Origin of the sequence: Paraburkholderia sp. Ac-20347, from assembly GCF_017104805.1 — a bacterium.
Classification (GTDB): domain Bacteria; phylum Pseudomonadota; class Gammaproteobacteria; order Burkholderiales; family Burkholderiaceae; genus Paraburkholderia; species Paraburkholderia tropica.
In genome coordinates, this window is the sequence record NZ_JAAGPN010000322.1 from 1 (window position 1) to 7992 (window position 7992).

6 protein-coding genes are annotated in these 7992 nt (G+C 66.8%); 5 read left to right on the plus strand and 1 reads right to left on the minus strand.

Features of this window, described 5'->3' with window-relative positions; genetic code table 11:
- Window positions 1-999, minus strand: a 999-nt coding sequence (gene hpnI, locus G3N97_RS34070) for a bacteriohopanetetrol glucosamine biosynthesis glycosyltransferase HpnI (protein WP_205997271.1), incomplete at its 3' end; no start/stop codon positions are given.
- Window positions 1000-1684: 685 nt separating this feature from the next.
- Here hpnI and G3N97_RS34075 point away from each other — a divergent pair.
- The 5 genes from G3N97_RS34075 to G3N97_RS34095 all read left to right on the plus strand — a co-directional run bounded on the left by G3N97_RS34075 (window position 1685) and on the right by G3N97_RS34095 (window position 7699).
- Window positions 1685-2677, plus strand: coding sequence for an LLM class flavin-dependent oxidoreductase (locus tag G3N97_RS34075; RefSeq protein WP_205997272.1), 993 nt, complete (start codon window positions 1685-1687; stop codon window positions 2675-2677).
- Window positions 2678-2959: 282 nt separating this feature from the next.
- Window positions 2960-4231 carry a glucose-1-phosphate adenylyltransferase gene (gene glgC, locus G3N97_RS34080; protein WP_065061182.1) on the plus strand — a complete coding sequence of 424 codons (1272 nt, stop codon included), beginning with the start codon at window positions 2960-2962 and terminating at the stop codon, window positions 4229-4231.
- A gap of 146 nt (window positions 4232-4377) precedes the next feature.
- Window positions 4378-5856 carry a glycogen synthase GlgA gene (glgA, locus tag G3N97_RS34085; protein ID WP_205997273.1) on the plus strand — a complete coding sequence of 493 codons (1479 nt, stop codon included), beginning with the start codon at window positions 4378-4380 and terminating at the stop codon, window positions 5854-5856.
- Window positions 5857-6190: 334 nt separating this feature from the next.
- Window positions 6191-7066: a pyridoxal kinase PdxY gene (gene pdxY / locus G3N97_RS34090; RefSeq protein ID WP_205997274.1), complete on the plus strand. Its 876-nt coding sequence runs from the start codon at window positions 6191-6193 to the stop codon at window positions 7064-7066.
- A gap of 171 nt (window positions 7067-7237) precedes the next feature.
- Window positions 7238-7699 carry a hypothetical protein gene (locus G3N97_RS34095; protein ID WP_205997275.1) on the plus strand — a complete coding sequence of 154 codons (462 nt, stop codon included), beginning with the start codon at window positions 7238-7240 and terminating at the stop codon, window positions 7697-7699.
- The last annotated feature ends 293 nt before the right edge of the window (window positions 7700-7992 follow it).

Here is a 7992-nt window from a genome sequence, read left to right on the forward strand (position 1 = left end):
GCCGGCGCATAGCGGCGCGCCGCTGCCGCTCACCGGCAGCAGGCCCGCGAGCAGCGCGTAGCCGAGCGCGCCCGCGACGAGCCACGGAAACGTGAAGGTGATGAACAGCGAGGCGAAGCCGGCCGGATTCACCGAGCGGATCGTGCGCAGCCAGCGCGTTTCGCGCAGCCACAGCGTGCGCAAGCTCGGCTCGATCACGTCGGTCGCGACCAGCACGGGCGCGAGCACCGTCGCGAGGCCGTGATCGCGTGCGAAACGGGCCAGCAGATAGTCGTCGGCGAGGCAATCCTTGAGCGCCGCGAAGCCGCCGATGCGCTCGAGCGTCGTGCGCGAGAGCGCCAGCGTGGCGCCGAAACCGAAGGCGCGCGAGCCCGTCGAATGCGCGACGCGCACCGACGGCGCGAACCATTCGTTGATGAACAGTGCGCCGAGGCGCGGCCAGAAGCCGCCGACGCTGCGTGCGCGATAGAGGCAGGTCACCACGCCCACGCGCGGATCGGCGAGCGGCGAGGTGACGATGTCGAGATAGTCCGGTTCGACGGCGATGTCGCTGTCGGCCACGATCAGCAGGTCGTGGCGCGCGTGCGCCGCCATATTGATCAGGTTGCTGACCTTGAGGTTGCTGCCGTGCACGCTCGCGTCGATCACGAGCATGATGTCGTGGCCCGGATACGCGGCCTGCAGCCGCTGCACCACGGCGATGGCCGGATCGTTCGGCGACGACACGCCAAAAATCAGCTGATAACGCGGATGACGCTGCTCGCAGAAGGTCGCGAGGTTTTCGTAGAGACGCGGCTCCGCGCCGCACAGCGGCTTGAGCACGCTCACCGGCGTGGCCGTGCGGGCGCGCGCGAGGCGCGCGGCGAGGCGCACCTGCGCGGCGGAACCGTGGCGCGGCATCGTCAACGCGGCGCTGATGGCGTAAAGCGTGGCGGCGCAGCACAGCGCCACCAGCACCCACCACGCGAACGGCCATGCGGAAAAGAGCGAACCCGTCATGCGAACGCGCCTCGCCCGTCAGTCAGGCGGACGCCGCATGACGCGAACGCGCACACGACGGCCCGGCGTACCGCACCGTCCAGATCAAATGTCTTGCCCGGAACCATTTGCCCTACCCTGAAATTCATCAAAAAGACAAATGCGCATCGTATCTGCACCGCATATAAATCGACAGAAACGTCACAGACGACACCATTTTTAGTGACTCAGCGCAAATTTAAATGATGATTTGATTAAACGGCGCCTGAAAACTTGATGCGCGTCCCGTTGCTTTCGCGGTTTGCGCCCCTGATTCAGCGCAAAAAATTGTAGCAGCAACGTCCGCGCGCTGCCTTCCACTCTTCGCAAAAATCCTTCTCAAAGATGAAAAGATCGGAGAAGCGCGCGATTATTTCAGCGATGAATCTTTGGCGACCGCAATATTCTTGTAATTGAAAAAATTCGGTAAGCATATCGCAATGCTTCTTTAACAGATTTGAATTAGAGGTTGTAAAGTCAGATTAAACAAGAATTATTCCGATTCAATTAAGACAGTGTGGAGACGACGTGGAGACGCGTTGAACCCACGCCGCCCGCATGGGTTCCGGGCGGCCGTCAGCAGGATCCGGACCGCTTTGGCACAATGGCCGCACCTTGCGCCGGCCTTGCAGCCGCGCCTCATGAATTCCGGAGCGCCACGATCCCCATGATTCCCTTCTCCGTCCTCGACCTCTCGCCGGTGCCCGCCGGCTCGAACGCCGGCGCCGCGCTGCGCAACACGCTCGACCTCGCCCAGCACGCCGAGCGCTGGGGCTACCACCGCTACTGGCTCGCCGAGCACCACAACATGACGGGGATCGCCAGCGCGGCCACCTCGGTCGTGATCGGCTACGTGGCGGGCGGCACCCAGACCATCCGCGTGGGTTCGGGCGGCATCATGCTGCCCAACCACGCGCCGCTTCTGATCGCCGAGCAGTTCGGCACGCTCGAAGCGCTCTATCCGGGCCGTATCGACCTCGGTCTTGGCCGCGCGCCCGGCACCGACCAGACCACGGCGCGCGCGCTGCGCCGCGATCTGCAGGCGAGCGCCGACGCGTTCCCCGACGACGTCGCCGAATTGCAGCGTCTGTTCGGCGAGCCCGTCGAAGGCCAGCGCGTGCGCGCGGTGCCGGGCGCGGGCCTGCACGTGCCGCTCTATATCCTCGGCTCCAGCCTGTTCGGCGCGCAGCTCGCCGCCGCGATGGGTCTGCCCTTCGCGTTCGCCTCGCACTTCGCGCCCGATCATCTGCTGACGGCGCTGCGTCTGTATCGCTCGCAGTTCCGTCCGTCGGCGACGCTCGCCAAGCCGCACGCGATGGTCGGCGTCAACGTGATCGGCGCCGAGAGCAACGAAGAAGCGCGCCTGCTGTTCACCTCGCTGCAGCAGCAGTTCGTGAATCTGCGACGCGGCACGCCGGGGCAGTTGCCGCCGCCGGTCGAGCAGATCGCCGCCAACGATTACGAACTCGCCGGCGTGGCGCATTCGCTCGCCTGCTCGGTGATCGGCGATCGCGAGACGGTGCGCGCGGGGCTCGCTTCGGTGATCGAGCAGACCCAGGCCGACGAGCTGATCGTCACCGCGCAGATCTACGATCACGCGAAGCGTTTGCGTTCGTTCGAGATCACCGCCGAGGTGCGCGCGGAGATGGCGGCGGCCTGATCGAAGTCACGCGGCGCGTTGGCCGCGATCTGGCCGCATGCAAAAAACGGGCGCTCGATGCGCCCGTTTTTTATTGCCGGTCTGCCGCCGGGCAAGCGGCTTGCTTCTCGCTCGGAGGCCGCTCGCGCACACCGGATTCGCGCAACCCGCTTTTCGGTGCTAGAACAGTCAATGCGCGGTCACAAAACGGACATCGCGGAGACCGGCGGACCAGGCGAACCCTCGCCGAAACCGACCCGCGACACACAAAAGCGAAACCGGGGGCACAACAAGGAGACGTCCATGGAAACTCCGGCAAGCCTCAACGATCTGCAACGCACCACGCTCGCCATCGTGCTCGCGGGCGGACGCGGCACGCGCCTCGGTCCGCTCACGAACAAGCGCGTGAAGCCCGCGGTCTACTTCGGCGGCAAGTACCGCATCATCGATTTCGCGCTGTCGAACTGCCTGAATTCGGGCATCCGCCGCATCGCCGTGGTCACGCAGTACAAGGCGCATTCGCTGCTGCGCCATCTGCAGCGCGGCTGGGGTTTCCTGCGCGGCGAATTCAACGAATTCCTCGATCTGTGGCCGGCGCAGCAGCGCGTCGAAGGCGCGCACTGGTATCGCGGCACCGCCGACGCCGTCTACCAGAATCTCGACATCATCCGCTCGATCTCGCCGAAATACGTGGTCGTGCTGGCCGGCGACCACATCTACAAGATGGATTACACGCGCATGGTCGCCGACCACGCCGCGAGCGGCGCGGACTGCACCGTGGGCTGCATCGAAGTGCCGCGCCTCGAAGCGCGCGCGTTCGGCGTGATGGCCGTCGACGAACAGCGCCGCGTCACGGGCTTCGTCGAAAAGCCCGACGATCCGCCCGCCATGCCCGGCCGCCCCGACATCGCGCTCGCGAGCATGGGCATCTACGTGTTCGACACGGCTTACCTCTTCAAGCTGCTCGAGGAAAACATCTCCGCGAGCGCCACCGACCACGACTTCGGCAAGGACATCATTCCGCGCGTGGTCAGCGACGGCGTCGCCATCGCGCATCCGTTCAGCATGTCCTGCGTGACCTCGGACCCGAGCGCCGAGCCGTACTGGCGCGACGTCGGCACCGTGGACGCCTACTGGTCCGCCAATCTCGACCTCGCCTCGACCATTCCGGCGCTCGACCTCTACGACCGCAACTGGCCGATCTGGACGTATCAGGAGCAATTGCCGCCCGCCAAATTCGTGCGCGATCTGAACGGGCTGCAAGGCTCGGGCACGAACCTGATCGTCTGCGGCGGCAGCGTGATCTCCGGTTCGCAGATTTCGCGCTCGGTGCTGTCGTCGAATGTGGTCGTGAAGTCGTTCTGCAACATTGCCGAGGCAGTCTTGTTACCGCAGGTCGAAGTGGGCGCGAGCTGCCGGCTGCGCAAGGTCGTGGTGGATCGCGGCTGCGTGATTCCCGATGGACTCGTGATCGGCGAGGATCCGGTGCGCGACGGCGAGCGCTTCTATCGCACCGAGAACGGCATCGTGCTGGTCACGCGCGAGGCGCTCGACAAACTTGGCGCGGGCGGATGACGCGGCGCGCGGCGTTTGCATCGCCATGCAGCGCCGCGACCTGACTCGACACGTTCGCGAACGTATCGCACCGAACGCCGACCTGGCTTCACGCCGCGCGGCGAGAACCGCAGCGCCCCCAAGGCTCAATCGAGGACCTCAGCCCGATGACGATCCGTGTTCTGCATGTCGCCAGCGAACTCTATCCGCTCCTGAAAACCGGCGGTCTCGCCGATGTGACCGCCGCCCTGCCCGCCGCGCTGATCGAACAAGGCGCCGATGCGCGCGTGCTGTTGCCCGGCTTCCCGGGCGTGGCCGCCGATCTCGCCGACCTGCGCCCGGTCGCGCGGCTCGAACGCAGCTTCGGCGCGCCCGAGGCCTCGCTCGAACTCGGGCGTCTGCCGGGCAGCGATGTGCCCGTCTACATGATTCGCGCCGATGCCTTCTACGCGCGCCCGGGCAACCCCTATCTCGACGCCGAACACGTGCCTTACGGCGACAACGCCGAGCGTTTCGCGCTGCTCGGCTGGGCCGCCGCGCAACTCGCGCTGCATCTCGACGCGGACTGGACGCCGCATATCCTGCACGCGCACGACTGGCACGCGGGTCTCGCGGGCGCTTATCTGCGCGCCGCCGCCCGCGAGCGAGGCCACGGCGCGCGGCCGCCCGCACGCAGCGTGTTCACGATCCACAACCTCGCCTATCAGGGCATTTTTCCGGCGCAGCAGTTCGACACGCTGGGCCTGCCCGCCGACTTCTTCGACATGCACGGCGTCGAGTTTTACGGTCAGCTTTCATTCCTCAAAGCCGGGCTCTATTACGCCGACAAGATCACCACCGTGAGCCCGAGCTACGCGCGCGAAATCCAGACCGTGGCGCAAGGCGGCGGCCTCGAAGCGCTGCTCAAGGGACGCGCGCACGATCTCGTCGGCATCCTGAACGGTGTCGATTACGCGGTGTGGAGTCCGGCCGGCGACGCCGCCATCGCTGCGCGCTACTCGGCCACGCGCATGAGCGGCAAGCTGCGCTGCAAATCGTCGCTGCAGCAGCGCTTCAATCTTGCGTCGAAGCACGATGCGCCCGTGTTCGCCGTGGTGAGCCGCCTCACCGAGCAAAAGGGCCTCGACCTGCTGCTCGCGGCGCTGCCCGAAATCGTCTCGCGCGGCGGCCAGCTCGTCGTGCTCGGCACCGGCGACGCGAGTCTCGAACAGGGCTTCACGCGTGCGGCGCGTCAGCATCCGGAGTCGGTGGCGGTCGAACTCGGCTTCGACGAAACGCTCGCGCACGAGATCGTCGCGGGCGCGGACGTGATGATGGTGCCGTCGCGCTTCGAGCCGTGCGGGCTCACGCAGCTTTACGCGCTCGCCTATGGCGCGCTGCCGCTCGTGCATCGCGTGGGCGGACTCGCCGATACGGTCGTCGACGCCTCGCTCGAAAATCTCGCCGATGGTCTCGCCACCGGCTTCGTGTTCGAGCGCTTCGAGCCGGACGCGCTCACCGCCGCGATCCGCCGCGCCTTCGCGCTCTACGCACGCAGCCGCGACTGGCGCGAGACGCGCGCGCGCGGCATGCATCAGGACTTCGGCTGGGCGGCATCGGCGCAACGCTACATGGCGCTCTATCGCGAGCTGGTTGAATCGGTCTGACGACAATCGGCCTGACGAACCTCTAGCTGACGACCCGGCGTGACGACAAACCATCGCGCCCGACGACGCCAGGCGACGGCGGCGCGCAACACCGCGCCCGTCACGCGCACGCGATGGTCGACCGGGCGTAGCGAATTCGGTTATCGTTGCTGCACCGCATGCATCGCGCGCCGCCGCCTGGCGTCTCCGTGCCCCCGCGCTTTGCGCGTCATACGGACACCCTCCTTCAAACAGGCCGCCACGCGCAGGACCGAACCGTTGCGCACCGGCCGACAGCCACGTTATGACCGACACACTCGACCGAAGCACCCGCCCGAAACCCAACGGACCGGCCATGAAAAATGTCCTGAGCATCCAGTCGCACGTCGTGTTCGGCCATGCGGGCAACAGCGCGGCGGTGTTTCCCATGCGCCGGCTCGGCGTGAACGTGTGGCCGCTCAACACCGTGCAGTTTTCGAATCACACGCAGTACGGTCACTGGACCGGCAGCGCGATCGACGCGGAGCAGATGGTCGATCTCGTCGACGGCATCGGCGCGATCGGCATGCTGCCGCGCTGCGATGCCGTGCTCTCCGGCTACCTCGGCGCGCCCGAACAGGCGCAGGCCGTGATCGACGTGGTGCGCGCCGTGAAGGCGGCCAATCCGCAGGCGCGCTATTTCTGCGATCCGGTGATGGGCACGCTCAACGCGAACGGCAGCGGCTGCAAGGTCGAGCCCGGCATCCAGGAGTTTCTCGTCACGCACATGCCCGCCGTGGCCGACGCGATGATGCCCAATCACAGCGAGTTGCAGCGCCTCGTCGGCCGCGAGCTGGAGACCGCCGAAGAAGCCGTCGCCGCCTGCCGCGAGCTGATCGCGCGCGGCCCGAAGCTGATCCTCGTGAAGCATCTGCTCGACCGCAACAGTCCCGCCGACACCTTCAACATGCTGGTGGTGAGCGAGCGCGAAGCGTGGCTCGCGCAGCGTCCGCTCTATCCGTTCGCGCGTCAGCCGGTCGGCGTCGGCGACATCACGAGCGCGATTTTCGTGGCGCGTCTGATGCTCGGCGACTCGCTGCGCCGCGCCTTCGAGCACACGCTCGCGGCGGTCAACGCGGTCGTGCGCACGACCTACGACGCCGGTCGCTACGAGCTGGAAATCGTGGCCGCGCAGGACCAGATCGCCCGCCCGCGCGAATGGTTCGACGCCTGGACCGTCGAGCCGGCCTGAGTCCGTTCGCGCCGTCTTCGGGCGCACGCGCAGGCATGGCTCGCGACGGCGCAAAGGACGGCGCAAAAGACCGTGCAAGAACAGCGCGAAAGTCGGGTCTCAGTCATCGGGCATATAATGCGGGCCGCACGCGCGCGGCCACCCGCGCCCACCGTTTGAAGAGATTGACCGATGTCCGACCCCATCCGCAGTGAACAGGAAGAGTATTTCGAGCAGTTGTGCCTCGCCGTCGACGGCGGCGAAACGCACGAGCAGGAAGCGATCGAATACTTCGAAGAGCAAAGCCACGAGGCCGATTTCGACGCCACCCGGTGGCTCGACATCGCGCTGTACCACGCGCCCGACGTGGCGCGCGGCATCATCGACTTCGTCGACGCGGAAGACCGCGCGCGCAGCGATATCGCGCAGACCATCGCCGACAACCTCGACATCGCTTACGGCGACGACGACTGCCAGCGCTTCGAATCGGTGATCCGGTTCGCACTCGCCAACGGCGTGCCCATCGACTTCGACGTGGTGCTCGACGGCTGCAACCGCGCGCTCGACGACCTCGAAGGCTGGGCCAACGACGACACGATGGCGCCGCTCGTGCAGTTGCGCGAATCGCTGCTCGCGCTGCAGGCGGAGTACTGATCCAGCCGCCGGTTACAGGCGACCGGCACACGCAGGCAGGCCGCGACGGCAGCCTGCTATATTGCTTGCAAACACCTGCCGCCGGCCCCGCGCCGGCGCCCCGAGGGAGTCCGCCGGGCCGTAGACGGCCCGCGCGCGACACGAGCGCAACGTACAAGAAAGCACACTGCCGCGCCCGCCCGGCGCCAGGAGTCACGATGAGTCCGCGCCATACACCCCGCTCAGCCGCCATCCAGCGACCGCGCCGCGCCGCCTTGCGCACGCTCGCGCGCATCGCCCTCGTCTGCGGCGTC

What these genes read in the sequence shown, in the direction of transcription:
- G3N97_RS34075 (WP_205997272.1), top strand. Translation starts at nt 1,685, where the DNA reads ATGATTCCCTTCTCCGTCCTCGACCTCTCGCCGGTGCCCGCCGGCTCG.
- G3N97_RS34095 (WP_205997275.1), top strand. Translation starts at nt 7,238, where the DNA reads ATGTCCGACCCCATCCGCAGTGAACAGGAAGAGTATTTCGAGCAGTTG.
- pdxY (WP_205997274.1), top strand. Translation starts at nt 6,191, where the DNA reads ATGAAAAATGTCCTGAGCATCCAGTCGCACGTCGTGTTCGGCCATGCG.
- glgC (WP_065061182.1), top strand. Translation starts at nt 2,960, where the DNA reads ATGGAAACTCCGGCAAGCCTCAACGATCTGCAACGCACCACGCTCGCC.
- glgA (WP_205997273.1), top strand. Translation starts at nt 4,378, where the DNA reads ATGACGATCCGTGTTCTGCATGTCGCCAGCGAACTCTATCCGCTCCTG.